This window comes from Brevundimonas diminuta ATCC 11568 (genome assembly GCF_000204035.1).
Taxonomy (GTDB): domain Bacteria; phylum Pseudomonadota; class Alphaproteobacteria; order Caulobacterales; family Caulobacteraceae; genus Brevundimonas; species Brevundimonas diminuta.
The window spans coordinates 1,890,359-1,892,289 of the sequence record NZ_GL883086.1; the positions used below are offsets into that span (position 1 = coordinate 1,890,359).

Annotated in this window: 3 protein-coding genes; all 3 read left to right on the forward strand. The window is 69.7% G+C overall.

From position 1 onward, the window contains the following. Positions 1 to 135 precede the first annotated feature (135 nt). Complete coding sequence (locus BDIM_RS13040; RefSeq protein WP_003166074.1) at positions 136 to 348, forward strand: hypothetical protein; 213 nt, start codon at positions 136 to 138, stop codon at positions 346 to 348. Between the two features lie 179 nt (positions 349 to 527). Continuing rightward, positions 528 to 1,001: a transcription elongation factor GreA gene (gene greA, locus BDIM_RS13045; protein WP_003166075.1), complete on the forward strand. Its 474-nt coding sequence runs from the start codon at positions 528 to 530 to the stop codon at positions 999 to 1,001. Beyond that, the coding region (locus BDIM_RS13050) for a mitochondrial fission ELM1 family protein (protein WP_050796726.1) at positions 992 to 1,931 on the forward strand (940 nt) is incomplete at its 3' end. The genes greA and BDIM_RS13050, both read left to right, overlap by 10 nt.

Genomic DNA, 1,931 nt, shown 5'->3' on the forward strand with positions numbered 1-1,931 from the left:
CCGGTCCAGAGCGCCGGGACGGGCGGAGCAGGCGCCCGCGCGCCGCACCGGCGTCAGCGCTGGAGCGGACGGCGCCGCTGACGGCGCGTCGTCCCGCCGAGGAAACCCGGATCGGCCGACGGCGTTAACATCTTCATGCGTCTGTCCGTTATCCAGGTCATCGCCGCCCTGTTCGCGGCCGTCTGTCTCGTCATCGCCTTCATCGCCGCGGGCGTCGCGGTCGTATCGGGCGTCTTCATGCTTCTGGCCGTCGCCGCCCTGGGCTTCATCGCCTGGAGCGCCCTGCGGCGCGCCTTCAGCAAGGCGCGCGGGCCGTCATCCCCGCCCGCCCCGCCCTCCGGGCCGTAGGGAAACCGCCGAAACACGGCTGCGCGCTTGCGTCGCGCGGCATGGCGCCGTTTCGCCATCTTGAGTTTGGGCGTCGGGCGCCCTAACTTCCTTCCCCGGTCACGCAACGCCCCCGTGGCCGCAGCGGTACCGGAACGTCTCTCACCTGTCTTCGGGCGTAGCAAGAAACTCACGACACAATGGAAAAAGTGCCGATGACGGCCGAGGGATATCGCTCCCTCGACGATCAACTCAAGCAATTGAAGTCGGTGGAACGACCCAGCGTGATCGCCGCCATCGCGGAAGCCCGCGAACATGGCGATCTGTCTGAAAACGCCGAATACCACGCCGCCAAGGAACGCCAGGGCTGGATCGAAGGCTCGATCGCCGAGATCGAGGACAAGCTGTCGCGCGCCCAGGTGATCGACGTGTCCAAGCTTTCGGGCGACCAGGTCAAGTTCGGCGCCACCGTCACCTTCGTGGACGAGGACACCGAGGAAGAAGGCGTCTATCAGATCGTCGGCGAACACGAAGCCGACGTGAAGCTGGGCAAGATCTCCATCGCCTCGCCGATCGCCCGCGCCCTGATCTCGAAAGAGGTCGGCGACGTGGTCGAGGTCAACACGCCCGGCGGCGTGAAGGCCTATGAGATCCTCAAGGTCGAGTGGAAGTAACCTCCGCCGACGTCGAGGCTGAAGGCAGGGCGCGCGGCTTGGCCGCGCGCCCTCTTTCCATCTGGGTCGTGTCCGACGGCCGCACCGGCATCCAGAACCAGGCCTTAGGGCTGGCCGAGGCCGTCGCCCGCCTGACCCCGGCCGAGATCACGGTTCAGACCGTCCGCTGGCGCCCCGCCTTCGACCGCTGGCCGTCGGCGCTGAAGACCCCCGCCATGCTGGCGCCGGGGTCGTTCGATCCGCGCGACGTGACCGAATGGCCCGACCTGTGGATCGCCACCGGCCGCGCCAGCCTGCCGCTGTCGGCGCGCGTGCGCGGCTGGAGCGGCGGCAAGACCTTCATCGTCCAGACCCAGGATCCGCGCTGGCGCAACGACCGCTACGACCTGATCGTCGCCCCCGCCCACGACGGGTTGAGCGGCCCCAACGTCCTGTCGATCACCGGCAGCCCCCATCGCATCACCCGTGAAAGACTGGCCGAGGCCGCGCCCGCCTTCGCCGCACGCATCGCCCCCCTGCCCCATCCGCGCGTGGCGGTGATGGTCGGCGGCGCGTCCGCCGCCTTCGACCTGCCGCCCGCCCACGCCGCCGAACTGGCCGACCGGATCGCCAAGGCCGTATCGGCCGCGAACGGCGCCCTGCTGCTGACCTATTCGCGCCGCACGCCCGAAGCGGCCAAGGCGGCGATGACCGAGCGCCTGTCGGCCCTGCCCGGCTGGATCTGGGACGGCGAGGGCGACAATCCCCTGTTCGCCATGCTGGACGGCGCCGACCACATCCTCGTCACCGAGGACAGCGCCAATATGGCGACCGAGGCCGCCTCGACCGGCAAGCCCGTCCACATCCTGCCGATGGTCGCGAAGAAGGCGCCGGGCAAGTTCGCCCGCCTGCACGCCGATCTTCAGGCGCGCGGCGCCGCCCGACCCTTCG

Excerpts from the sequence above, each read along its gene's own strand:
- BDIM_RS13040 (WP_003166074.1), top strand. The coding sequence starts at position 136 with ATGCGTCTGTCCGTTATCCAGGTCATCGCCGCCCTGTTCGCGGCCGTC.
- greA (WP_003166075.1), top strand. The coding sequence starts at position 528 with ATGGAAAAAGTGCCGATGACGGCCGAGGGATATCGCTCCCTCGACGAT.